Source organism: Intrasporangium sp. Soil_C_50 (assembly GCF_057656595.1).
This window is the reverse complement of sequence record NZ_JBDGKB010000001.1, coordinates 1,010,974-1,035,057: the sequence shown is the minus strand read 5'-3', so window position 1 is coordinate 1,035,057 and position 24,084 is coordinate 1,010,974. Positions and strand designations below refer to the sequence as shown.

Genomic DNA, 24,084 nt, shown 5'->3' with positions numbered 1-24,084 from the left:
CGCTACCGTGCGGCGCCCGGCGCGGGCCCTCCTCGACGCGTACCGGCCGCTTGCGCCCGAGGAGCCGTGCGCGTACTGGCTCGTCATGGACGCCGTGGGCTTCCTGCCCCCGCCGGGTCGGGAGCCGCTGTTCTCCTCGGGCACCGAGCTGGCGCGCCTGGACGGGTGGCTGCACGACCTCGTCGCGGGTGCTCGAGGCCGCCGCCACCCGTATTCGAGGCTGTGTCGCACGCCCCGGGGGCGGGCCCTGAAGCCGTCGGGAACATACCCATGGGGGTATGGGTTAGCATCGGTGGCAGAGATGACGCCCACCCGGAGGAACCCATGATCTTCACCCAGTACTACCTCGACTGCCTGTCGCAGGCGTCCTACCTGATCGGCGACGCGTCGACCGGCCAGGCAGTCGTCGTCGACCCGCGGCGCGACGTCGCCGAGTACCTCGCCGACGCGGAGGCGCAGGGGCTGACGATCGTCGGGGTCCTCAACACCCACTTCCACGCCGACTTCGTCTCGGGGCACCTCGAGCTGGCGCGCGCCACCGGCGCCTGGATCGGCTACGGCGAGGCCGCGGCCACCGACTTCCCGGTGCGTCACCTGGCCGACGGCGAGCGGATCTCCCTCGGCGAGGTCACGCTCGAGGTCATGGCCACCCCGGGTCACACGCCCGAGTCGATCTCGGTGCTCGTCTTCGAGCGCGCCGCCGACGAGGTCGCCTACGGCGTCCTGACCGGTGACGCCCTCTTCATCGGCGACGTCGGCCGTCCCGACCTGCTCGCCTCGGTCGGGGTCACCGCCGAGGACCTCGGCCGGATGCTCTACGACTCGGTCCAGCGCAGGCTCATGGGCCTGCCCGACGCCGTCCGCGTGTTCCCGGCCCATGGCGCCGGCTCGGCGTGCGGCAAGAACCTGTCGACCGAGCGGCAGTCGACGATCGGGGAGCAGCGGGCCTTCAACTACGCCTGCCAGCCGATGACCGAGGAGCAGTTCCTCGAGGTCGTCACCGCCGGGCAGCCCACGGCCCCGGCCTACTTCGTCTACAACGCGACGCTGAACAAGCAGTCGCGCGACGTGCGGGACGTCGACGCCGCCGTGCCGGCTCTCGCGGTCGACGCGGTCGAGGCGGCCCTGGCGCGCGGCGCTCGGGTGCACGACGCCCGCGACGTGCAGGACTTCGCCGCCGGCCACCTGCGGGGGTCGGTCAACGTGCCGGTCGACGGCCGGATGGCCGAGACCGTGGGTATGGTCTTCGCCCCCGACGACGAGATCGTCGTCATCGCCCCCGACGGGCAGGAGCAGGAGGTCGCGACGCGGTTCGCCCGCATCGGCTACGACCACGTGCTGGGCTACGTGGCCGACCCCGAGAGCTACCTGGTGGCGCACGAGAGCGAGGTCGTCCGGGCCAGCCGTCTGGCGGTGGCCGAGGTCGACGCCGCCCGTGAGCGTGAGGACGTCCAGGTCGTCGACATCCGCAACGCCGGCGAGGTCGAGGCCGGCACGTTGCCCGGCGCCCGGCACATCCCACTGGCCGAGCTCGCCCGCCGTTCAGACGAGCTGGACCCGACGCGTCCGGTCCTCGTCTTCTGCGCGGGCGGTTGGCGCAGCTCGGTGGGTGCGAGCCTGCTGCGCGCCCAGGGCTTCGCCGACGTGTCCGACATCCTCGGCGGCTACGGCGCCTGGGACCGCGCCCACGCCACCGTCGCCTGACCCGGGCTCGCGGACCAGGATGCCGTCGTGCTGATCGCCCTCCCCCTCGGGCTCGCCATCGGTCTCGCCCTCGGCGCGCTCGGCGGGGGCGGCTCGATCCTCACCGTCCCGGCTCTCGTCTACGTGCTCGGCCAGGACGCCCGCACCGCCACGACGAGCTCCCTCGTCATCGTCGGGCTCACCTCGCTCATCGCGCTCGTGCCGCACGCCCGGGCCCGACGCGTCCGGTTCGGCCAGGGGCTGCTCTTCGGGGCGCTCGGCACCGCGGGCTCCCTCGCCGGGTCCGCGTTGTCCACGTCGGTGCGCCCGACCACCCTGCTCACTGCCTTCGCCGGGCTCATGCTGCTCGTCGCGACGCTCATGCTGCGCCGCGCCCGCAGCGCGCGCGACGCGCCTCGTGACCTGGCGCTGGACCCCACTGTCGAGCCGATGCTGACGCTTCGCCCGTTCACGTGCGCCTGCCCACGCGTCGCCAAGGTGGTCGTCACCGCGACCGCGGTCGGGCTGCTCACCGGGTTCTTCGGCGTCGGTGGGGGATTCGCCCTCGTGCCCGCGCTCGTCCTCGCGCTCGGCTTCCCGATGCCGGTGGCGGTCGGCACCTCGCTGCTCGTCATCTCCGTCAACAGCGCCACTGCCCTCGCGGCCCGGGTCGGCTCGGGCGCCGGTCACCTCGACTGGGCCCTCATCGGCGTCTTCACCGTGGCGGCCGTAGCCGGAAGCCTCGTCGGCGGGCGGCTCACCGGCCGCGTCGACCCGCGTCACCTGACCACGGCCTTCGCCGCCCTGCTCGTGCTCGTCGCCCTCTACACCGGCGTCCGCTCGCTCGGCGTCGTCGGCTGACCCGACCGAGCGCTCACCCGGGTGCCGCGACAAAACCCGGTCGCGGTCACCGCGGCCACCCCGTGAGACTGACCGCATGACGAGCAGCGACGTGTGGAGCGAGCAGACCGCGGCGACCTACGACGAGGACGCCGCCGAGCAGTTCGCGCCGGAGGTTCTCGGTCCGACCGTCGACCTGCTCGCACGGCTCGCGGGCGACGGGCCGGCGCTCGAGCTCGCCGTCGGCACCGGCCGTGTCGCCCTGGCGCTCGCGGCGCGGGGCGTGTCCGTCACCGGCATCGAGCTGTCCGAACCCATGGCGGGTCGTCTCCGCGTCAAGGACCCCGGCGGACGCGTCCCGGTCCTCGTCGGCGACATGGCCACCACCGTGGCCGCCGGCGCGGGTGGCTTCTCGCTCGTCTACCTCGTCTGGAACAGCATCTCCAACCTGCGCACCCAGGCCGAGCAGGTGCAGTGCTTCCGCAACGCCGCCCGCCACCTGCGCCCTGGCGGCCGGTTCGTCATCGACCTCTGGGTGCCGCCGCTGCAGCGGATGACGCCGGGCACCGAGGTGGTGCGGATGGTGATGGGCGAGGACCACCTCGTCTTCGACACCTACGACCTCGTCACCCAGGAGTGCGCCTCGCACCACGACCGCACGCGTCCGGACGGCACGGTGCACCACGGGGTCGGGAACTTCCGCTACATCTGGCCGATGGAGTGCGACCTCATGGCGCAGCTGGCCGGGCTCGGGCTCGAGTCGCGCTGGGCCGACTGGTCCGGCGCGCCCTTCACCGCCATGAGCGAGGCCCACGTGTCGGTGTGGCGCAAGCCCTGAGCGACGCCGGCGTGTCGGGCCCGGGCCCCGCGGTGGCCGGTCGCTACGCAGCCGCCGACCCCGACGCGCCACGCCCCAGCGGCGCGTGCCAGGCCTGGCTCGGCTGGCGTCGGGGGTTCACGTCGAACATCACCAACCCCAAGGTGCTGGCCTTCTACCTCGCTGTGCTGCCGCAGTTCCTGCCCGTGGGCGGCTCGGCCCTGCAGGCGGTCCCGCTCGCGCTCGTGCACGCCGCGGTCTCGGCGGTGTACCTGGCTCGTCGTGGTCGGGGCCGACCGTGCCCGACGCGTCCTGCAGCGACGCCGCGTCCGCCGTGCGGTCGACGCCGTGACCGGCACGGCGATGCTCGGGTTCGGCCTCCGCCTCGCCACCGAGCACGTCTGACGATCGAGACAGCGACATCCACGAGACGGAGTGCTCCCTCGATCGGTGGGGAGGGTGACGGAGTGCTCTCTCGATCGGTGGGGAGGGTGACGGAGTGCTCTTTCGATTGGGGGGTGGGTCAGGTGGTCTCGACGTCGACGTCGTCCACGTGAGCCTCGCGCTCGGCACGGTGGCGCTTCACCTGCCACACGACGACCGCGACGACCACGAGCGCCGCCACGACGACCGCCGCACCCCGCCCGAGGTAGGCCTCGACCTTGGCGTACGAGCGCCCGGCCACGTAGCCGATCGTCACGACGGTCGCGCCCCAGGCGATGCCGCCGGCGGCGTTCCACGCCAGGAACGTCGGGTAGTGCATCCGCGACATCCCGGCCAGCGCCGGCATGACCGCGCGCAGGAACGCCGTCCAGCGGCCGAGGAACACGGCGATGCCGCCGCGCCGGCCGAGGAACTCCTGGGCGTTGTCGATGCGGCCGCGGTGCCGGTCGAAGGCTCGCAACGCCACCACGCGTCCTCCGAGGTGGCGCCCCACCTCGAAGCCGACGGTGTCTCCGACGATGGCCGCGAGGACGACGACGACGAGCACGGCCGCGTACGGCACGTGCCCGAGCGAGGCGGCCACGCCGCCGAGGATGGCGACGGTCTCGCCCGGGATGACGAAGCCGATGAAAAGGGCGTCCTCTGCGAAGACGACGAGCCCGACGATGATGAGGACGAGCCACAACGGGGCCTGCAGGATCTGCTGCATGGCCGAGTCGAAGAACTGGGTCACGGTTGGGCTCCTCGTGCACTGTGGTCCGCCGGCGATCGGTGCCCCGGGTCTCGAGGGTGTGGCGTGCCTTCAGTCTCGGAAAGGAGTCTGGACGTCCGCTGGGAGGCCCTGAGCCAGGTCCCGCTGCCTCAGGTCCCGCTGCCTCAGGTGCCGAGGACGAAGGCGACCGGGTCGAGGCCGAGCACGAGCATGAGCGCCGACGCCCCGGCGAGCGCCGCCAGCACCCCGGCACCGATCCCGACGAGGGCGGCGCCCCACGTGCGGCCGGGCCCACGCGCGGTGGACCACGCCAGCAGCGGGCCACCGACGAGGGCGATGCCCGTACCGGTCGCGAGCGCCAGGGCGTACCGGTGCTCGTCGGGCGGAGCGACGTCCGACTCCGGTGAGAGCACCAGGAAGCCGCCGTAGCCGATGGCGTGCATGACGAGCAGCGCCCACGCCAGCACGGCCAGGCCTGCCGTGGCGAGCACGCCGAGCCCGAGGGCCCACGCGACCGCGCGGGCGGGGCCGGTCGGCGACCCGGACGCTGAGGAGGACATGCCCAGAGCGTGACAGGCCGGCGCCGACAGCCGCGTCGGTACGCGCACTCAGGCGTGGCGGCCCCGGTCGCGGATGCCGAACTGGGAGAACGCGAAGGCGCCGAGCGCCACGAGCGTCAGCAGGAGGAGCCCGACCCCGTACGCCGGCAGCAGCTTCTCGTACGTCGCGCCGAGGACGAGGGGCGGGAAGTAGCCGCCGAGCCCGCCGGCCGCGCCGACGAGGCCCGTGACACTGCCGACGCGCGCCGGTGGTGCCGCCTGGGCGACCCAGGCGAAGACCCCGCCGGTGCCGAGCCCGAGGAAGAAGGCCATCGCGACGAAGGAGATCCCGGCCGACACCTCGAGCGGGGGTCGGAAGGAAAGGACGACGGCCATGACGGCGGTGCCGGCGAGCGAGATGCCGAGCACCGACCGGGGCCCGATGCGGTCGCTGAGGATGCCGCCGAGGGGTCGGGCGACGACCGCAGCGATCGCGAAGCCCGCCGTGCGCGTGCCGGCGGCCGTGAGGTCGAAGGAGTAGACGTCCTTGAGGTAGGTCGGCAGGTAGGTGGAGAAGGCGACGAACCCGCCGAAGACGACGGCGTAGAGGAACGACATCTGCCACGTGATGGGCAGGCGTGCCGCGGCCGCGAGCTTCGGCACGACCGGGTCGGTGTTCGGCGCCCAGGCCGGGGAGTTGCGCATGCCGAACCAGCAGATGGCCGCGACGACGACGAGCGCGGCGGCGAGGATCACGTGCGTCATCGTGTAGCCGAACCACGTGACGAACCGCGGGGTGAAGAACGCCGAGAGCGCCGTGCCGCCCATGCCCGCCCCGAACACGCCGGTGGCGAAGCCGCGTCGGTCGGCCGTGAACCACGCGTTGACGAAGGGGATGCCCACGGCGAACGTCGTGCCGGCGATGCCGAGGAAGAACCCGAAGAGCAGGAGCAGCCCGTACGACTTGGCGTTGCCGGCGACGGCGACGAGCAGGACGAACGGCACGCTCGCGAGCGTGAGGACCGGGAACATGAGCCGCCCGCCGAAACGGTCGGTCAGCGCCCCCACCGGGATCCGCCCGACGGCGCCGACGAGCACGGGCGTCGCAACGAGCAGGGCCTTCTGGCTGCTCGAGAGACCGAGCTGCGCGGTGTAGCGCACGCCGAGCGGTCCGATGATGTTCCAGGCCCAGAAGGTGATGGTGAAGGCGAGCAGGGCCAGGCCGAGGTTCCGGTTCTGTCCGGAGAGGTCGGGGGCGGTGGACGCCGAGGTCTCCGTAGCCGTGCGGCTCATCGAGGCTCCTTGGGGTGCGGTGGTGCGGGGATCGGGGTCAGGGCCGGTCAATGGCGGCGGTCGCGGTCGGACGTGCCGACGCTGCTCCAGCCGGGTCGGGCCGAGCGGGCGCCGGTCGTCGCGCGGTCGCGGGACCGGTAGACGATGTAGGGCCGGAACAGGTAGTGCAGCGGCGCGGTGAAGGCGTGGACGAGCCGCGTGAAGGGCCACAGCGCGAACAGGAGCATCCCGACGATCGCGTGCACGTGGAACTGGATGGGCGCCCCCTCCATGGCGGCGACGTCGGGACGCAGCAGGAACACCGAGCGGAACCACGGCGAGACGGTCTCGCGGTAGTTGTGCGCCTCGGTGCCGGCCCCGACGCTGACGAGCGTCGTCCAGAGGCCGAGCACGATGGCCGCCACGAGGAAGACGTACATGAGCTTGTCGTTGCGCGTCGTCGCCATGAAGACGGGGCCCGTGCGCCGGCGCCGGTACACGAGGATGAGGATGCCGACGAGCGTGCAGACCCCGGCGAGGCCGCCGAAGAGCAGCGCGTTGAAGTGGTAGAGCCCCTCGCTGACCCCCACGGCCTCGGTCCACGACTCGGGGATGACCAGGCCGCCGACGTGCCCGACGAACACGAGCAGGATGCCGAAGTGGAACAGGGGCGAGCCGATCCGCAGCAGCCGCGACTCGTAGAGCTGCGAGGAGCGCGTCGTCCAGCCGAACTTGTCGTAGCGGTAGCGCCACACGGTGCCGCCGACGAGGCTGGCGATGCAGAGGTAGGGCAGCACGCCCCAGAGGAAGGTGCTCATCGCAGGGCTCCCGTTCGCTCGGGCCGGCTGGAGGAGGAGACCTCCCGGAGGGGGAGGAGACGCGGGTCGTAGGGGTCCAGGCCCACCGCCTCGACGGGGGGCGGGCCGCCCAGGCCGGCCATGGCCATGACGGCGGCACGGTCGCGCGGCGACTCGCCGGGCAGCGTCGCACAGACGGCGACAGCCGCGGCTGCGTACGGGGACTGTCTCTCCTGCAAGGCGATCCGCAGCAGCTCGAGACTGGGTCGGTACTCCTCGAGGATGGCTCGACCGGCCGCCGGGTCGGCCAACGCGGCGAACTCGAGCACCATCGGCAGGTAGTCGGGCAGCTCGCCGTGGGTGTCGACGACGAACCCGCTCGCACGGTACGCGGCCTTGAAGCGTCCGAGCACCTCGCCGCGTCGACGCGTGTCGCCGTCGGTCCAGTACGAGAGGTAGAGGGCGTGCTTGCGGCTGAGGTCGAAGGTGTCGACGTAGGCGCGCTGCAGCGTGTCGAGCGGCGTGTCGGCCAGGTGGGCCACGAGCGGCTCGAGACAACGTGCCGCATGCGAGTCCTGCTGCTCGGCAAGGGCGTCGGCGAACCTCGGTAGCTCGGCGAGCAGGTCCTCGCGTGGGTAGTCGAGGCAGCGCCCGGCGACGAGGTGGACGACCCGGTCGTCCTCGTCGCGGCGCGCCGCGCGGGCCCGTCGGCCGATCACGGTCGGGTCTCCGTCCGAGCCTCCGGCGGGCTGCCCGGGAAGAGGCCGGGCGGAGTGCCGTTGCCGTCCCAGTTGAGGAGGTTGACGCGTCCGCGCAGCTCCTCGTCGGACGCCGCCGAGTCGGTGGTCTGGCGCTGCTTGAGCGCGTTGAAGGTCTCGACGGCCACCGGCGCGGGGCGCCCGCTGGCCTCGCCGAACGGGCCGGACTCGTACATGCCGGGGCCCTCGTCGTAGTCGAGCGAGCAGGCGAGCTCCTCGAGCTCGTGGGCGCGCTCGACGTGCGCCGTCGGGATGACGTAGCGGTCGGCGTACTTCGCGATGGCCATGAGGCGGTACATCTCGTACAGCGACTCCTCGCTCATGCCGACCGACTCGGGGATCGAGGCGTCGCCGTCGCGGCCCAGGGACACGTCGCGCATGTACGCGCGCATCGCCGCGAGCTTGCGGAGCACCCCGGTGACGACGTCGGTGCGCCCGGCCGTGAACAGCTCGGCGAGGTACTCCACGGGGATGCGCAGGGCCTCGATGGCCCCGAAGAGCACGTCGCGCGACTCGGCGTCGTGGCCCTGCGACGACAGCACGTCGACGACCGGCGACAGGGGCGGCACGTACCAGACCATCGGCATCGTGCGGTACTCCGGGTGCAGTGGCAGCGCGACGCGGTAGGTCTTGGCGAGCGCGTACACGGGCGATCGTCGGGCGGCGTCCATCCAGTCGTCCGGGATCCCGTCCCGCCGGGCCGCGGCGACGACCTCGGGGTCGGTGGGGTCGAGGAGGAGGTCGAGCTGCGCCTCGTAGAGGTCACCCTCGTCGGGTGTCGAGGCCGCCTCGGTGACGCGGTCGGCGTCGTAGAGGAAGAGGCCGAGGTAGCGCAGCCGCCCGACGCACGTCTCCGAACAGACGGTCGGCAGGCCGACCTCGATGCGCGGGTAGCAGAACGTGCACTTCTCGGCCTTGCCGCTCTTGTGGTTGAAGTAGATCTTCTTGTACGGGCAGCCGGTGATGCACTGGCGCCAGCCGCGGCAGCGGTCCTGGTCGACGAGGACGATGCCGTCCTCCTCGCGCTTGTAGATCGCCCCGGAGGGGCACGAGGCCATGCACGACGGGTTGAGGCAGTGCTCGCAGATGCGCGGCAGGTAGAACATGAAGGTCTTCTCGAGCTCGAACCGCACCGCATCCTCGGACTGGCGCCTCACCTTCTCGACGATCGGGTCGAGGTGGCCGAGCTGGCTCGTGCCGCCGAGGTTGTCGTCCCAGTTGGCCGACCACGTGATCTTCGTGTTCTCCCCGGTGATGAGCGACTTCGGCCGCGCAACCGGGAAGTCGTCGCCGAGGGGCGCCTCGACGAGTGTCTGGTAGTCGTAGGTCCACGGTTCGTAGTAGTCCGCGAGCTCGGGCTGGACAGGACTCGCGAAGATGCCGAGGAGCTTCTGGACGCGTCCGCCGGCCTTGAGCTTGAGGCTTCCCCGGTGCGTCAGGGTCCAGCCGCCGCGCCACGTCTCCTGGTCCTCGTAGCGGCGCGGGTAGCCCTGCCCGGGACGGGTCTCCACGTTGTTGAACCACACGTACTCGGTGCCGGCGCGGTTGGTCCACGCCTGCTTGCACGTGACCGAGCACGTGTGGCAGCCGATGCACTTGTCGAGGTTCATGACCATGCCCATCTGGGCCATGACGCGCATCAGTACGTCACCTCCTGGGAGCGCTTGCGGACCGTGGAGACCATGTCGCGCTGGTTCCCGGTGGGGCCGAGGTAGTTGAAGGTGTACGACAGCTGCGCGTAGCCGCCGATGAGGTGGGTCGGCTTGACGAGCAGGCGAGTGACCGAGTTGTGGATGCCGCCGCGGCGGCCGGTGGCCTCGGACTTCGGCACGTCGATGGTGCGCTCCTGCGCGTGGTAGACGTACACGACGCCCTCGGGCATCCGATGGCTGACGACGGCGCGCGCGACGAGCACGCCGTTGGCGTTGGTGCACTCGACCCAGTCGTTGTCCTCGACCTCGATCGACGCGGCGTCCTGGGGACTCATCCACACGGTGGGCCCGCCCCTGGAGAGCGAGAGCATGAGCAGGTTGTCCTGGTACTCCGAGTGGATGGACCACTTGGAGTGGGGAGTCAGGTAGCGCACCGTCACCTGCTTGGCGCCGTCGGGCCCGAGCTTCGGCTCGCCGAAGAGGCGGTGCATGTCGAGCGGTGGCCGGTAGACCGGCAGCGCCTCGCCGACGTCCTGCATCCAGTCGTGGTCGAGGTAGAAGTGCATTCGACCGGTCAGGGTGTGAAACGGCTTGAGGCGCTCGATGTTGACGGTGAACGGCGCGTACCTGCGACCTCCGGTCTCGGACCCGGACCACTCCGGCGAGGTGATCACCGGTACCGGCTGGACCTGCGTGTCGGCGAAGGTGATCCGCTTCTCCTCCGCGCCCTCGGCGAGGTCGACGAGCCTCTTGCCGACGCGTTCCTCGAGGGTCCGGAAGCCCTGGACGGCGAGGTGGCCGTTCGTCGTCCCGGAGAAGGTGAGGATCGCCTCGGCGAGCTTGGCGTCGGTGTCGATGGCCGGGCGGCCGTCACCGGCGCCGCCGAGCATGACGCCGTTCTTCTGCGCCAGCCGAGCCGCCTCCTCGGCGACGCGGTAGGTGACGTTCTTGACGGTGAAGCCGAGGGAGTCGGCGAGCGGCCCGACGGTCGCGAGCTTGTCGGCGATCGCGGTGTAGTCGCGCTCGACGACCTGGAAGACCGGCATCGTGCGGCCGGGTGCACCCGGGGCGCCGGAGCCGCGCCAGTCGGTGACGCGTCCGCCGGGCTGGGCGGTCTCGCCGGCGGTGTCGTGCATGAGCGGGACGCTGACGAGGTCTTTGACGGTGCCCAGGTGCGTCTTCGCGAGCTCCGAGAACCGCTGCGCGAGAAGGTGGAACAGGTCGAAGTCGCTCTTGGCCTCCCACGGTGGGTCGATGGCCGGGGTGAACGCGTGGACGAACGGGTGCATGTCGGTCGAGCTGAGGTCGTGCTTCTCGTACCACGTGGCTGCGGGCAGGACGATGTCGGACAGCAACGTCGTCGAGGTCATCCGGAAGTCGGCGGACAGGAGCAGGTCGAGCTTGCCCTGCGGCGCCTCGTCGTGCCATCTCACGTCGGAGGGCCGCGGCGTCTGGGGGTTCTCGCCGCCCATGACGTTGGAGTGCGTGCCGAGCAGGTGCTTGAGGAAGTACTCGTTGCCCTTCGCCGAGCTGCCCATGAGGTTGGAGCGCCAGAGCACGAGGGTGCGCGGCCAGTTCTCGGGGGCGTCGACGTCCTCGACGGACGCCGTGAGCGAGCCGTCGTGCAGGGCGTTCGCGACGTACGCGGCCGGGCTCTCGGCCGTGCCGGCCGCAACGGCGGCCTCGGCGTCCCGGGCCACCTGGAGGGGGTTGGTGGCGAACTGCGGGTAGAAGGGCATCCAGCCGAGGCGGGCCGACTCGGCGATGGTGTCGGCGGTGTGCTTGCCGGCGAGGTGCCCCTTGGCGAGTGGCGAGGCGAGGGAGTCGGCCGAGTAGCCGTCGTTGCGCCACTGGTCGGTGTGCATGTACCAGTAGGACGTGCCCGTCATGGTGCGTGGCGGGCGCGACCAGTCGAGGGCGTTCGCGAGGCTGATCCAGCCCGTGATGGGGCGGCACTTCTCCTGGCCGACGTAGTGCGCCCAGCCGCCGCCGTTGCGGCCCATGCAGCCGGTGAGCAGCAGCAGCGACAGGATGGCCCGGTACGTCGCGTCGCCGTGGAACCACTGGCAGATGCCGGCGCCCATGATGATCATCGAACGGCCTTGGGACTGTTCGGCGTTCGTCGCGAACTCACGGGCGACGCGGATGCACTGGTCGGCCGGTACCGCGGTGACCTCGGCCTGCCAGGCGGGCGTGTACGGCGTCGACACGTCGTCGTAGCCGGCGGCCCACTCGCCGGGCAGGCCGTCGCGGCCGACACCGTACTGGGCGAGCATGAGGTCGTAGACGGTCGTGACGAGGTGCTCGCCGACGTGCCTCGCGGGCACGCCGCGTCGGAGCACCGACCCGCTGCCGTCGGCCTCGACGAACGCCGGCAGGAGCACCTCGACGGCCGTGGCGTCGCCGCCGGCCATCGTGAGGGCCGGGGTGACGCCCTCGAGGTCGAGGTTCCATCGGCCCTTGCCGGAGTCGGCGTAGCGGAACCCCATGGAGCCGTTCGGGACGACCGGACGCCCCGACTGTTCGTCGAGCAGGACGGTCTTCCAGGCGCTCTCGGCGGCCGACGCGTCGGCGCCACCGAGGTCGGTGGCCGTGAGGAACTTGCCGGGCACCATGGCGCCGGCCGGTTGGTCGGCGCCGGCCGCGTCGAGCCGGACGAGGAAGGGCAGGTCGGTGTAGGTGCGCACGTAGTCGGTGAAGAACGGCACCTCGCGGTCGACGAAGAACTCCTTGAGCAGCACGTGGCCCATGGCCATCGCCAGGGCGGCGTCGGTGCCGGCCTGCGCGGGCATCCACTCGTCGGCGAACTTCGTGTTGTCGGCGTAGTCGGGGCTGACGGTGACGACCTTGGTGCCGCGGTAACGCACCTCAGCCATCCAGTGCGCGTCGGGGGTGCGGGTGACGGGCACGTTCGAGCCCCACATCATGAGGTAGGTCGAGTCCCACCAGTCGCCCGACTCGGGCACGTCGGTCTGGTCGCCGAAGACCTGCGGGCTCGCGACGGGCAGGTCGGCGTACCAGTCGTAGAAGCTCGTCATGACGCCGCCGAGCAGCTGGACGAACCGGGTGCCGACGCAGTGCGACACCATCGACATCGCCGGGATGGGCGAGAACCCGGCGACGCGGTCGGGCCCGTACTCCTTGATCGTGTGCACGTGGGCGGCGGCCGCGATCTCGACGGCCTCGCCCCACGACGCGCGCACGAGGCCGCCCTTGCCGCGCGCGCTCTGGTAGCGGCGACGCTTGTCCGGGTCGGTCGTGATCTCGTGCCACGCCGCGACGGGGTCGCCGAGTCGGCCCCTGGCCTCGCGGTACATCTCGAGCAGGACGCCTCGCACGTAGGGGTAGCGCACCCGTGTGGGGGAGTAGGTGTACCAGGAGAAGGCGGCGCCGCGCGGACATCCGCGCGGCTCGTACTCCGGCCGGTCGGGGCCCACCGACGGGTAGTCGGTCTGCTGGGTCTCCCACGTGATGATGCCGTCCTTGACGTACACCTTCCACGAGCACGACCCGGTGCAGTTGACGCCGTGCGTCGAGCGGACGACCTTGTCGTGGCTCCAGCGGTCGCGGTAGAAGACGTCTCCCGCCCGACCGCCCTCCCTGAAGACGGCGCGGCCGTCGGCCGACTCGTCCCAGCGCGTGAAGAAGCGGCCTGCCCGCAGCAGGGCCGCCGATGCCGGTCCGTCGATCTCGGGTGTCGGTCGGGCTGGCGTCACTGCTGCACCTCTCGTCCTCCAAACGAACCGGCGGCGTCCTCCAAACGGCGCAAGACGGCGTCGCCCACGAGGAAGGCCCTCGCCGGTCACGCTACTGCGGCACCTGCTCGATCGGGGGGATATGGCGCGATGATCAAGCGAATTTACCGGAAATTGGACAAGACGACCGAGGCGAACGGCTATCCTCCAAATCCACGAAAAGGAGGTCGCGTGCACGCGAATCCAGCACCGAGCCCTGCACCGAGCCCTGCGCCGCGCCCTGCGCCGAGCCCGCAGTCGGCACCACACCGCGGCGCCCGATGAGCCCGAACCCCGTCGGAGCCACCGAGGCGGGGGCCACCGACACGCGCGGCGCCGTTCTCGCACTGCTGTCGGCTCCGCCGACCGACCCCCGACTTCCCGCCACGGAGCTCACCGCCGCTGCGGTCGGGGATGCACTCGGCATCCACGTCACGACGGCGCGCTTCCACCTCGAACGGCTCGTGGCGGACGGCAGCCTCGTCACCGCGCGACGGCGCGGAGGGGTCGGTCGGCCACGCAAGGTCTACGCCCGCTCCGGCGACCGGGGTCCGGGCCTGGCGGGCCGGGAGGCCCTCGCCTCCTTCACCGAGCTGCTCGCCGCCACGTGGTCGCAGGCGCGCGAAGGCGTGCTGATGGAGCCCGAGGAAGCCGGCGAGCGGTGGGTCGCCGGCCGCACCGCGACCGACGCGCCACCACCACCTGCAGCCACCACTCCGGGCGCCTGGCTCGGCAAGGTGGGCCTGGCCGTCGACCTGCTCGACGAGTGGGGCTACCAGCCCGAGGTGCGCACGACCGACCGCGGCCGCACCGTGGAGCTGACCCTGAACGACTGCCCGTTCCTGGCGATGGCGCGCCAGCACCCCGACGTCGTCTGCGGCATCCACCGCGGGCTCGTCCGCGGCACGCTCGTGGCCGTCGGCGAGGCCGACACGGACGTCGAGCTCCGGCCGTTCGTCACGGAGCGCTCGTGCGTCGCGCGCCTCACGAGCGCGGCCGTGCCGGACACCACTGCCCGGCGCGGCCGCGACCCGCGCCGGGAGGCCTGACCGCCGCGGCACCTCGAGGTGCGGCATCCTTGGAGCCGCACAGGACAGGGGCTCGAGGATGGACGACGCGGACAGGACGCCGCAGCAGGGCAGGGTCGCACCCGACGACACGGCCGCGGTCGCCGTGCCCGCGGCGGAGCTCGGGATGCTCGTGGCGAGCCTGGCCGCCGACTGGCTCGCCGGACGCCCGACCCCGGGGTTCCGGCGCCTCGGCGTCGGGCTCGGCCAGATCGAGGAGGGCTTCGCCGCGATCGAGCCGACGGTCCGGGAGGAGGTCGCCTCGATGCAGCCGCGGATGGGGTACGAACCGCACAGCCGCGCCGTGGAGCTCGACGAGCAGTCGCGTCGTCGTGGCCTCGAGATGCGGTACATCACGACCGAGCGCAGCCTCGCGCTCTACCCGCTCATCACCTCGGAGATGCCGCACGTGCACTTCGGCCCGGTGCCGTGCCAGCTGATGGTCATCGACGACCGGACCGTCGTCATCGCCGGCCCCCAGAGCGAGACCGGCCAGCCCACGGCGTGGCTCGCCACCCGGGCCGACGTGCTCGAGCGCTCCCGGTCGATCTTCGAGGCGACGTGGAGCCGGTCGCGACCGGGGGTCCCCGAGGGCATGGACCCACCGTTCACGCGCCGCCAGTGCGAGGTGGCCCGACGCGTCGTCCTCGGCGCCAAGGACTCGGGCATCGGGCGCGAGCTCGGCATCTCGGTCCGCACCGTGGCGGCGGAGGTCGCGCTGCTCATGCAGGGCGTCGGGGCGGCCTCCCGGGCCGAGCTCGCGATGGTCCTGCTCGGCGGCACCGACCTGCCGCGCTCGCCGAGCCCCCGGCCACGGACCGGGAACGGCTGAGCGCCGGGCGCCGGCCCGCGGATTGCGGGGTTCAGTGCTGGTAGGTGCCGTGCAGGACGGCCCGGGCCAGCGTCTTGAACGCGAGGTTGAACGACACGACGGCCGGCGTCACGGAGTCATCGACGCCGAGCGTCGGCTCGGAGACGGCGTGCACGACGAAGAAGTAGCGGTGCGGCTGGTCGCCCTCGGGTGGCGCCGCGCCCATGAAGCCCGCTTCGCCGGCGTCGTTGCGCACGTGGAAGGCCGAGCCGGGCAGCGCGGCCGAGGCGGCGCCGGTGGGCAGCGACGTGACGTCGGCGGGCAGGTCGACGAGGACCCAGTGCCAGAAGCCGGAGGGCGTCGGCGCGTCGGGGTCGAAGCAGGTGACGACGTAGCTGCGGGTGCCCTCGGGGGCGCCGCTCCACGACAGCTGGGGGGAGGTGTTGCCGCCGGCGGCCACCTGCGCGTCGGACAGGGGCTCGCCGTCGGTGACGTCGGAGCTCGTGACGGTGAACGACGCGACGGCGGGCAGCAGCTCGTACGGGTTCGGGGTGACCGGGCGGTCGAGGCTCATGCGGGGCTCCTCGGGTCGAGGTGACGGCGTGCGCAGGCGGCACTCCGTGATGGGTCCTGCGGGGCGGGCGACGGTGCCGGCCCTCGTCCCGACCCTAGACCGGCCGCCCGGACGTCGGCGGTTTGCGGGGTACGTCCCGCGAACCGGTGGTGGGCCCGCGCACCCGCGGCTACATTCGAGGCACGCGACGGGTCTCGGCGCCGGGAGGTGCGCATGGTCGAGGAGCGCGGGACGTGAGTGGCGCGGCGGAGGCCGAGGCGGTGGGCCGGCGGCCGCCCGGGGTCACTGCGGTCGTCGTGCTGACGGCGCTCGCGGCGCTGCTCGACCTCGCGGTGGGCGTGCTGGTCCTCGTCTCGGGCCGTCTGCCGGAGGCGCCTGCACCCGACCTGCGCGACGCGCTCGCCGGGCTCGACGTGCCGGTCGCTGCCGTCGGATGGGTCTTCCTCGTGCTGGGGGTGGCACAGGCCGTGCTCGTCGTGCTGCTCCTGCGCGGTGCGAACACGGCGCGCCTCGTGCTCACCCTCGTGCTCATCGTGCGCCAGGCGTACGCCTGGGCCCTCGTCGGGGAGTCCGCCGGCGGCACGCTCCTGGCGGTCGTGACCCTCGTCGGCAGCCTCGTCGTGCTGGCGCTGCTGTGGTCGCGGCCGGCCACCGGCTTCTTCGAGCGGCACGACGAGCGCGCCGTGTCCGACACGGTGGCCGGCCTGTCGCCCGGGGCCCGCGCGGCGGACGCCGGTACCCGGCTGCTCGACTTCTTCTCGCGCCTCACCGTCCTGGGCCTCACGGTGTTCCTGACGCCGGGGGTCGCGGTCGACAACGGCATCGTCCTCGTGCTGGCCGTCGTCGCCATCACCTTGGCCGGCTGGCTCCTCGTTCCGGTGTTCGTCCGGGTGGCGGCCCTGTTCGGGTGGGCGGGCGCGATCGCGCTCGCCCTCTTCGCCAACGCGGCGGTCATCGGGCTCGGGCTCTGGCTGACGCCCGGGGTGTCCGTCGACAGCGTCGGTGCCGTCGTCGTCGCCTCGTGGGTCTACGGCGCCGTCATGGCCCTGCTGACGTGGGTCTTCTCGATCAGCACCCGCGACTACCTCACGGTGCACGCGGTGCGCATGTCGCGAGCGGCGGGGCAGGGGCGCGTCGAGGACCCGGACGTGCCGGGAGTCGTGTTCGTGCAGCTCGACGGTGTACCGGCCCCCCTGCTGGAGAACGAGATCCGGTCGGGCAACCTGCCGACCATCAGCCGCTGGGTGCGCTCCGGCACCCACACGTGGACCGAGTGGAGGGCCAGGGTGCCCTCGACCACCCCGGTGAGCCAGGCGGGCCTGCTCCACGGCTCGAACGACGGCATCCCGGCCTTTCGCTGGTTCGACCGCGCCGAGGGGCGGCTCGTCGTGGCCAACCGCCCCGAGGACGCCGCCCTCATCGAGCGACGGATCTCCGACGGCCGCGGGCTGCTCGCCGACGACGGCGTCAGCATCTCCAACCTCTTCTCGGGCGACGCCCCGACCTCGCTGCTGTCGATGAGCGGCCTGCGCGACAAGGACGTCCGGCTCGGCCCGTCGAGCTCGTACGCCGCGTTCTTCACCCACCCCGCCGGCTTCGTGCGGGCCGTCGTCATGTCGGTCGGCGAGATGGTGAAAGAGGTGTTCCAGGCGCGACGCCAGGAGCGGCGCGACCTCCGCCCGCGCATCCACCGCGGTGGGTCCTACGTCGCGCTGCGGGCCGTGACGAACGTCCTGCTGCGCGACCTCAACGTCGCCCTCGTCGTCGAGGCGATGATGCGCGGATCCCGATCGGTGTACGTCGACTTCGTCGACTACGACGAGATCGCCCACCACGCCGGGGTCACGCGACCCGAGTCGCTCGCCGCGCTCTACGGCCTCGACGAGGTGCTGCGGACCCTCGAGACCGTCGCGCTCTCGGGGGCGACGCCGCGCCGCTACCACTTCGTGCTCCTGTCCGACCACGGCCAGAGCCAGGGCGCGACCTTCCGCCAGCGCTACGGCCAGTCCCTCGAGGACCTCGTCGCCGCCCACCTCGCGACCGGCGCCGGCGTCATCGCCTCGACCCACGAGGTCGAGTCGTGGGGGCCGGTCAACGTGCTCCTGGCGCAGCTGTCGGCACAGAAGAGCGTCACCGGGCAGCTGACGCGACGGGCACTGGGGGACAAGGGCCCCCACGTCGGGCCGGAGGTTGCGACTCGGACGCCAACCACCACCGTCACGGATGCGACCACGACCGACGCCGTCACCACGACCGGCGCCGGCGCCGTCGCGTCCGGCCGCCCCGAGACGGTCGTCGTCGGCTCTGGCAACCTCGGCGGCGTGTGGTTCGCCCGAAGCCCCGGGCGACTGCGCCTCGAGGATCTCGAGGCGCAGCACCCCGGTCTCGTGGAAGCCCTCGCCACCCACCCGGGCATCGCGTTCGTCGTCGTCGACAGCGGCGCCGGACCGGTGGCGATCGGCGCCCACGGGTCGCGCGTGCTCGAGACCGGGCTCGTCGAGGGGGTCGACCCGCTCGAGGCGTTCGGAGCCGACGCGGCCGCCGACTACCTGCGCGTCGCGCGGTTCGACAACGCGCCCGACCTCTACGTGAACTCCCTGCACGAACCCGTCCTCGACGAGGTGGCCGCGTTCGAGGAGCTCGTCGGCTGCCACGGCGGCGTCGGCGGCTGGCAGACCCGCCCGCTGCTCGTGCACCCCGCCGAATGGGCCGTCGACGCCGACCTGCTCGAGCGCGACGGGCTCGTCCACGGCGCCGACCGGGTACACGTGCAGCTCGTGCGGTGGCTCGAGCGCCTCGGCCACCGGCAGCACCTCCCGGCGCCGGGCGACGCCGTCGCCGAGGCCGTCAGCCCGACGACCACCGGCTGACGGCCCCGGCGTCCTCGAGGGCGTCGTAGACCGCCTCCATGAGGAGGGCATGGCCGCTCGCGTTCGGGTGGTCGCCGTCCTCGAGGAGGTCGTTCGTCGGATCGCGGTCGCCGGCCTCGCCCTTGAGGGGTGTGTACGCGTCGACGTAGACGGCGCCGGTGGACGCGGCGACCTGGTCGACGATGCTGTTGACGACCTTGGTCAGTGCGTCGCTGCCGGTGACGAAGGCGTTGCCCTGGGCGCGGCCCACGGCGCCGTCGACCGTGACGTTCCAGTACCCGACAACCGCGACGCGCAGATTCGGGTTGGTGTCTTCGGCCTTGATCTCGTCGACGATCCGGGTCAGGCCGTCGTGCAGGCCCTTGAGGGTGTCGGTCCAGCACGGCGAGCTCGCGGCGGGCAGGCAGGTCGGGTCGTCCACGCGGTTGAGGTCGAAGTCGTTGGCGCCGACCTCGACGACGACGAGGTCGGCGTGGGCGATGTCGCGATGCGTCGAGGCGGAGCCGAGGTCGCGCTCGACGTCGCTCGTCGTCCAGCCGCCGACGGCGTCGTTGTGCACGACGGGCGCCCGGCCGGTGGCGGTGCCGAGGCGCGTGCCGAGCTGTTCGACGTAGCCGGTGCAGCCGCACGTCCCGGCCGACGGAACCGAGTCACCGAGGCCGACGACGACGAGGGGGCCCGCGGGGGGCGACGACGTGCCGGCCGTCGGCGTACCGCTGCGTGCCGTCCCGGCGGCGCTCGGCGTCGCTGCCCCGGCCACGGCGCGCACGAGCGTGCCCGGGCCGACGCCGGCGGCGACGGCGACCGCCACGAGGGCGGCCGTGCACGCCGCGACGACGAGCCCGATGACGACGTGGTGCGCGCGCACCCCGAGGTGCGAGTGCTGCCGGGGGGAGGCCGGGCCCCGGCCGCCGGGTCCCGGCACCGGGCGGTGGCGGCCGGCGTCAGCCACGGAACCCCGGCAAGGTCTGCCCCAACCAGGAGAGAGCCTGCGGCACGTACGGCTCCCAGACCTGGTCGCGGTGGCCACCCGTCGAGAGCACGACCCCGTTGACGTCGAGCGGTGGTTTGGCCACGCTCAGGAACTTCGACGTCGACGGGTAGGAGAGCTGGTCCTGTCGCGACGTGAGCACGTACATGGCGAGGGGTGGGGGAGCCGAGCGGGCGATGCGGATGAGGTCGTAGGCCTCGGTGCCGATCGAGGTCAGCGGGTCGTAGGCCGCACTGAAGTCGGGGCGGAAGTATCCCTGGAGCACGATCGAGGCGCCGAACACGTCGGGGTGCCGCATCGACAGCGAGGCCGCGCACCACGCCCCGTAGGAGTAGCCCATGACGGCCCACGAGAGGCGGTCGCGTCGGGTGTGCAGGTGGTTCACGACCCACGACGGCAGGTCACGCGAGAGCCACGTGTCGGTCTGCGGTGTCCCCGGGGGGCCGTTGACGCACTCGGTGTCGAGGGTTGCCGGCGTGTCGATGCGCGGCATCACGAAGATGACCGGCCCGAGGCGGTGCTCGGCCGTGAGCAGGTCGGCGGTCGGCAGGAAGTTCAGGTGGGTGAAGCGCGTCGGGCTGCTCGGGAAGCCGTGGAGGCCGACGATGACCGGGTAGGTGCGCTTGGACGCCGGGTTGTAGCCGGCAGGGAGGTACACCAGCACCTGGCCGGAGGCACCGGACCGGGGGTCGGTCACCGAGTAGGTCTGCAGCCGTGAACCCGGTTGCGGCAGCGCGTAGTTCGGGTGGCCGGTGACTCTCTGCAGGCCCGGCCCGATGACCTTGGCCTCGACGACCTGCTTGACGCCACCGCCGTGGTGCAGCTGCACCTCGGAGGACCGCGAGCCGAGCAGGTCCGACCAGCTGGAGTAGAAGAGGTACTGGTCGTTGAGGGCGGCGCCGGCCAGGGCGACGACGATGACGTTGAGGAGCAGCACCTGGCCGCCTCGGACGGCACCGCGGGTGAGACGGCCACCCCAGCGGGGCCAGCCGATGACGACGAGGGCGAAGAGCCCCAGGGCCACGACGACGAGCAGGACGATGAGGCCGGGGTCGGTCAGCTCCACGACGGGGTCTCCCGCTTCTCGCGGGGCCGCGCAGGCTCGGGGCGGACGAACGGGAAGGTGAGGACCGACCGGATCGCGGTGTTCGTCAGCAGCATGACGAGCCGGTCGACCCCGAGACCGAGGCCGCCGGTCGGTGGCATGCCCAGCTCGAGCGCGTGGAGGAAGTCCTCGTCGACCTCCATCGCCTCGGGGTCGCCGGCAGCGGCCTTGAGCGACTGCTCGGTGAGCCGTCGACGCTGGTCGACCGGGTCGGTCAGCTCGCTGTAGGCCGTGCCCACTTCCATCCCGGCGACGACGAGGTCCCACCGTTCGACGAGCCCGCGCTCGGTCCGGTGCGGGTGCACCAGGGGCGAGGTCTCGACGGGGAAGTCGGTGTAGAAGGTGGGCAGCACCGTGGTCGGCTCGACGAGCTCGGCGTAGAGCTCCTCGACGACCGCGCCCCACCCGGCCCCCTCGGGCACGGCGACGCCGTGCCGGGCCGCGACCTCGAGGAGCACGTCGAGGTCGGTGTCCGGCCCGACGCGCAGGCCGACGGCGTCGCTCACGGCGTCGAGCACGCGGACCACGGGAAAGGGGGCGCCGACGTCGACGAGCTCCACCCCGTCGAGCCCGGCGCGGACCCGGTCGGGCGTCGGCAGCGGGATGACGGGACGCCCGTGGACGGCGACCGCGGCCTCGCGCACGAGGCGCTCGGCGAGGTGGCGCATCGTCACGTAGTCGGCGTGCGGCTCGTACACCTCGAGGGAGGTGAACTCGGGGTTGTGGGTGGCGTCGGCGCCCTCGTTGCGGAAGCTGCGGCCGAGCTCGAAGACCGGCCCGATGCCGCCGACGAGGAGCCGCTTGAGGTAGAGCTCGGGGGCGATGCGCAGCGACAGGTCGGTGCCGTAGGCGTTGATGTGCGTGCGGAACGGCCGGGCGGTCGCACCCCCGTGGGTCACGTGCAGCATCGGGGTCTCGACCTCGAGGAAGCCGCGGTCGGCGAGGGTGCGGCGCAGGGCCGCCACGACGCTCGAGCGGCGACGCAGCAGCTCGAGCTCGCCCGGGTGCGTGAGCAGGTCGGTCGACCGCCGGCGGACCCGCGTCTCGGGGTCGGCCAGGCCCCGCCACGGCACGGGGTGCAGCGCCTTGGCCTCGAGCCGCCAGTCCTCGACGAGCAGGGTCGGCGTGCCGGTGCGCGAGCGGCCGGTCTCGCCGGCGAGCCGCACGAGGTCGCCGGTGTCGACGTCGGCCGCGAACCGGTCGACGGACCGGCGTCCGGTGCGGGAGGACTCGAGCAGCGCCTGGACGCGCGCCCCGGCGTCCTCGAGGGTCACGAAGACGACGGCGCCGTGGTCGCGCAGCTCCCGGACGCGGGCCACGACCTCCACGGCGTCGCCCTCGCTCCACGCACCGCAGCGGACGCCGGGCAGGAGCGCGAGCGGCATGGCGGTGCCGCCACCGACGGGATAGGGGTCGAGGCCGGACGCCCGGAGCCGGTCGAGCGTGGCGAGCCGGTGCCGCGACTCCTCGCTGCGCCGCGGCGCGAACCGTCCCGCGTCGACGGCGGGACCGGTGGCCTCGATCGCGGCCACCTCGGCGAGGTGATCTGCGTCGAGGACCGCGCTCGTCGAACGGTGCCGCGCCGGCCAGGGCACGAAGCCCTCGAGGGCCGCGGCGGCGAGGGCGATCTGCGGCAGCGACAGCCCGTCGTCGTAGCAGAGGAAGCGCGGGGTCCACTCGGGGTCGTACTTGTCGGTGGCCCGGTAGAGCCGCTCGAGCTGCCAGAACCGGTCGAACAACCCGAGCACCGACGCGTTGAGCCGGGTCAGCCTGCCCGACCCGATCCGCGCGGAGTCGGCGAAGACGCCGCGGAACATGCAGAAGTTGAGGGAGACGCGGCTGACGCCGAGCTCGTCGGCCCGGGCGAGCACGTCGGTGACCATGAGCTCGGTCGTGCCGTTCGGGGCGTCGGGGGAGCGGCGCATGAGGTCGAGGGAGACGCCGCCGCGGCCCCACGGCACGAAGGTGAGCAGGCCGACCTCGGCCCCGTCCGGGCCCGCCGCGACGACGTGCAGGACGTGCCCGTCGGCCGGGTCCGCGGTGCGGCCGAGCGCCATGGAGAACCCGCGCTCGGTGTCGCTCGAGCGCCACTGCCGCGCGAGGGTCTCGGCGCGGTCGCGCTCCTCCGGCGACAGGTCGGCCTGGCGCCGGACGCGGACGGTGACGCCGGCCCGCCGGGCCCGGGTCGCGGCCTGCCGCACGCGCGTCAGGCGGGCGCTGTCGAGGTCGATGCGGCGCGGGTCGAGGACGGCCTCGTCGCCGAGCGCGACGACACGCATGCCGCGCGAGGCGTAGGCGCGGGCGCCCTCCTCGCTCGCCGCGATGACCGCGGGAAGCCAGCCGTACTCGCTCGCCTCGGCGCGCCAGGCGTCGATGGCAGGCAGCCAGGCATCGCGGGGTCCGATCGGGTCGGCGGAGGCAAGCGAGACGCCGGCGGCGACGGCGTACGTCACCGCGGCGCGCCCGTCGGCATCGAAGACCGACGCCTTGTCGCGGCGGGTGGCGAAGTAGCCGAGGGAGTCGGCGGGGTGGCGGCCGAGCAGGCGTCGCAGGGACACCTCGCGATCGGGCGACCAGCGGTTGACCGGCCGGGCCGAGGCGAGGAAGAGCCCCAGGGTCACGAGGATCGTCACCCCGAGGCAGAGGGCCACGGTGTCGAGGACCCAGTCGGGGATGAGGCCGCCGGGGCGGGTCGTCACGCCGCCGAGCACCGCGAAGACGGTGCCGACGACCGCACGGGCCTGCGAGCGAGGCACGCCCACCGCCCCGAGCAGCACCCAGGCGACGGCGAGGGTGGCACCGGACCCGACGACGAGGGCCGCCGCGGCCAACCAGCCCGAACCGCGCTGGAGGCGCCCGGTGAACTGGCCGCGCAGGCGCCACAGCCACCAGCCGGCGGCGAGGGCCACGGCGATGGCGGCGATGTCGACGACCCGGCCGAGGTCGCCGCGGGTCTGCCACATCCACACGAACGGCCGGTGCGTCGGCGGCAGGACCGCGACGAGGCCGATGAGCACGCCGAGGGCCTGGAAGGCACCCACGGCCCAGAGCCCGATGCGCTTGCGGCCGAGAAGGGCGCGCGTCACGATCGCGAGCACGACGACCGACACGATCGTCGGGGCGACCGGGAGGTTGAGCAACCCGAAGACGACCTCGGTCGTGGACGGGCCGGGCCGGTGCGGATGGGACAGCACGAGCAGAGCGGCCGCCACGGTGGCGACGGCGTAGGTTCCGGTGAGGACGCGCGCTGCGCGGGGCGAGCCCGGGTCGACCGGTCGGCGAGTGGCCATGTCATGACGATGGACCGCGGCGCTGGACGTTCGCTGGACGTCTCCTGTGGGCCACGTGACGCGCAGGGAACTCTCAGGTAGTCGCCGTGTCGTGCCGGGTATCGCCATGGGGCAGGCAGAGGTGGCCG

18 protein-coding genes are annotated in these 24,084 nt (G+C 72.8%); 7 read left to right on the top strand and 11 right to left on the bottom strand.

The window, feature by feature from the left end; translation table 11 throughout:
- The first annotated feature begins 324 nt into the window (after positions 1-324).
- The 4 genes from AC3A5R_RS04810 to AC3A5R_RS04795 all read left to right on the top strand — a co-directional run bounded on the left by AC3A5R_RS04810 (position 325) and on the right by AC3A5R_RS04795 (position 3,745).
- Positions 325-1,704 (top strand): rhodanese-like domain-containing protein, encoded by a 1,380-nt coding sequence (locus tag AC3A5R_RS04810; protein WP_487619589.1) that lies wholly within the window; start codon positions 325-327, stop codon positions 1,702-1,704.
- 27 nt (positions 1,705-1,731) lie between these two features.
- Positions 1,732-2,544, top strand: a complete 813-nt coding sequence (locus AC3A5R_RS04805) for a sulfite exporter TauE/SafE family protein (protein WP_487619588.1) — start codon at positions 1,732-1,734, stop codon at positions 2,542-2,544.
- A gap of 76 nt (positions 2,545-2,620) precedes the next feature.
- The gene (locus AC3A5R_RS04800) at positions 2,621-3,361 is read left to right on the top strand and encodes a class I SAM-dependent DNA methyltransferase (protein ID WP_487619587.1); all 741 of its coding nucleotides are present in this window, start codon (positions 2,621-2,623) and stop codon (positions 3,359-3,361) included.
- Positions 3,362-3,622: 261 nt separating this feature from the next.
- A complete protein-coding gene (locus AC3A5R_RS04795) occupies positions 3,623-3,745 on the top strand; it encodes a hypothetical protein (protein WP_487619586.1) in 123 nt (40 codons plus the stop codon).
- Positions 3,746-3,863: 118 nt separating this feature from the next.
- Here AC3A5R_RS04795 and AC3A5R_RS04790 read toward each other — a convergent pair whose 3' ends face one another.
- The 7 genes from AC3A5R_RS04790 to AC3A5R_RS04760 form a co-directional block, all read right to left on the bottom strand.
- The gene (locus tag AC3A5R_RS04790; protein ID WP_487619585.1) at positions 3,864-4,517 is read right to left on the bottom strand and encodes a DedA family protein; all 654 of its coding nucleotides are present in this window, start codon (positions 4,515-4,517) and stop codon (positions 3,864-3,866) included.
- Positions 4,518-4,660: 143 nt separating this feature from the next.
- Positions 4,661-5,056, bottom strand: a complete 396-nt coding sequence (locus AC3A5R_RS04785) for a hypothetical protein (protein ID WP_487619584.1) — start codon at positions 5,054-5,056, stop codon at positions 4,661-4,663.
- 48 nt (positions 5,057-5,104) lie between these two features.
- Positions 5,105-6,328 carry an MFS transporter gene (locus AC3A5R_RS04780; RefSeq protein WP_487619583.1) on the bottom strand — a complete coding sequence of 408 codons (1,224 nt, stop codon included), beginning with the start codon at positions 6,326-6,328 and terminating at the stop codon, positions 5,105-5,107.
- Between the two features lie 47 nt (positions 6,329-6,375).
- Positions 6,376-7,125: a respiratory nitrate reductase subunit gamma gene (narI, locus tag AC3A5R_RS04775; RefSeq protein WP_487619582.1), complete on the bottom strand. Its 750-nt coding sequence runs from the start codon at positions 7,123-7,125 to the stop codon at positions 6,376-6,378.
- Positions 7,122-7,823, bottom strand: coding sequence for a nitrate reductase molybdenum cofactor assembly chaperone (gene narJ / locus AC3A5R_RS04770; RefSeq protein WP_487619581.1), 702 nt, complete (start codon positions 7,821-7,823; stop codon positions 7,122-7,124). The genes narI and narJ overlap by 4 nt, the downstream gene beginning before the upstream one ends.
- The gene (gene narH / locus AC3A5R_RS04765) at positions 7,820-9,502 is read right to left on the bottom strand and encodes a nitrate reductase subunit beta (protein ID WP_487619580.1); all 1,683 of its coding nucleotides are present in this window, start codon (positions 9,500-9,502) and stop codon (positions 7,820-7,822) included. The genes narJ and narH overlap by 4 nt, the downstream gene beginning before the upstream one ends.
- Entirely contained in the window at positions 9,502-13,230 is a 3,729-nt protein-coding gene (locus AC3A5R_RS04760; protein ID WP_487619579.1) for a nitrate reductase subunit alpha, read from the bottom strand. Before AC3A5R_RS04760 ends, narH begins: the two co-directional genes overlap by 1 nt.
- Positions 13,231-13,529: 299 nt before the next feature.
- Between AC3A5R_RS04760 and AC3A5R_RS04755 the strand changes: the two genes are divergently transcribed.
- Both AC3A5R_RS04755 and AC3A5R_RS04750 read left to right on the top strand, forming a co-directional pair.
- On the top strand, positions 13,530-14,297 hold the full coding sequence (locus tag AC3A5R_RS04755; protein WP_487619578.1) for a helix-turn-helix transcriptional regulator: 768 nt from the start codon (positions 13,530-13,532) through the stop codon (positions 14,295-14,297).
- Positions 14,298-14,355: 58 nt separating this feature from the next.
- Positions 14,356-15,147 (top strand): helix-turn-helix transcriptional regulator, encoded by a 792-nt coding sequence (locus AC3A5R_RS04750; protein WP_487619577.1) that lies wholly within the window; start codon positions 14,356-14,358, stop codon positions 15,145-15,147.
- A gap of 31 nt (positions 15,148-15,178) precedes the next feature.
- Here AC3A5R_RS04750 and AC3A5R_RS04745 read toward each other — a convergent pair whose 3' ends face one another.
- A complete protein-coding gene (locus tag AC3A5R_RS04745) occupies positions 15,179-15,700 on the bottom strand; it encodes a YbhB/YbcL family Raf kinase inhibitor-like protein (RefSeq protein WP_487619576.1) in 522 nt (173 codons plus the stop codon).
- A 233-nt stretch (positions 15,701-15,933) separates the two neighbouring features.
- Between AC3A5R_RS04745 and AC3A5R_RS04740 the strand changes: the two genes are divergently transcribed.
- On the top strand, positions 15,934-18,570 hold the full coding sequence (locus AC3A5R_RS04740; RefSeq protein WP_487619575.1) for an alkaline phosphatase family protein: 2,637 nt from the start codon (positions 15,934-15,936) through the stop codon (positions 18,568-18,570).
- Here the strand turns inward: AC3A5R_RS04740 and AC3A5R_RS04735 are convergent.
- The 3 genes from AC3A5R_RS04735 to lysX are packed head-to-tail and all read right to left on the bottom strand — an operon-like array spanning position 18,548 to position 23,956.
- Entirely contained in the window at positions 18,548-19,522 is a 975-nt protein-coding gene (locus AC3A5R_RS04735; protein WP_487619574.1) for an SGNH/GDSL hydrolase family protein, read from the bottom strand. The two genes, AC3A5R_RS04740 and AC3A5R_RS04735, sit on opposite strands and share 23 nt — an antisense overlap.
- Entirely contained in the window at positions 19,515-20,627 is a 1,113-nt protein-coding gene (locus tag AC3A5R_RS04730) for an alpha/beta hydrolase (protein ID WP_487619573.1), read from the bottom strand. Before AC3A5R_RS04730 ends, AC3A5R_RS04735 begins: the two co-directional genes overlap by 8 nt.
- Positions 20,618-23,956, bottom strand: coding sequence for a bifunctional lysylphosphatidylglycerol synthetase/lysine--tRNA ligase LysX (lysX, locus tag AC3A5R_RS04725; protein WP_487619572.1), 3,339 nt, complete (start codon positions 23,954-23,956; stop codon positions 20,618-20,620). The genes AC3A5R_RS04730 and lysX overlap by 10 nt, the downstream gene beginning before the upstream one ends.
- Positions 23,957-24,084 lie beyond the last annotated feature (128 nt).